Below are 738 nucleotides of genomic sequence, written 5' to 3'. Positions count from 1 at the left end.
CCCTCCATAGTTGTTAGATGAATTATTGTATTTCATCTGACAACCATAAAGGGATTATCGCACACCATTTAACTTGGTATACGGCTTTTTCAGTTTAACTTAACTTTGGGTTATCATTACGACTAATCTTTTTTACGTTTCTTCAAACCTGCTAGACCAAAGAAGGATAGTAATAAGCTCAATAGTCCAATTCCAGCAAGATTGTTCTGCGCTTCAGAAGTTTGTGGTAATTTACCCTGATTGTTAAGATTCTGCAAGCTTGATGTAGCACCTTGCAATTTAACATCGGTCTTAACAGCTTTTGCAGCAGTTCCGTTGCCGGTGCCGTTAGTAGCTTGTGCACCGGTGTTATTACCGTTGCCATTGCTATTAACAGTTAATGCACCAGAATCATTACCGTTGCTATTGCCATTATTATCACCATTACCTTGAGTTTCGCTACCGTTACCCGCTACATTTGCTACTGTTACAGAAACAGCATCACTCGATTTGCCATCAATTACCTGAGTAATTTCAAGCTTGTCACCTGATTTAACGGTTGCGGCTGGGATAACGATACTAAAGTGACCATCGCTACCAACAACACCCGTAGCAACTTCGTTACCATTAACGTCTTTGATGACGACTGTTGCTCCTGGAGTCCCGGTACCAGTAACTGTAACTTGACCATTACCATCAATGACTGCTGTAACGTCACTGACTTTGCTTGGTGTCGTTTCACCTGGGGTCACCGTTCCA

1 protein-coding gene is annotated in these 738 nt (G+C 41.9%); it reads right to left on the bottom strand.

The features are described from left to right. Window positions 1–122: 122 nt before the first annotated feature. A partial coding sequence (locus EKM76_RS12865; protein WP_125550970.1) for an Ig-like domain-containing protein occupies window positions 123–738 on the bottom strand: 616 nt, incomplete at its 5' end.

It is taken from the genome of Loigolactobacillus zhaoyuanensis (assembly GCF_003946385.1).
GTDB classification, from domain to species: Bacteria; Bacillota; Bacilli; order Lactobacillales; family Lactobacillaceae; genus Loigolactobacillus; species Loigolactobacillus zhaoyuanensis.
This window is presented reverse-complemented; position numbering and strand designations above follow the sequence as displayed.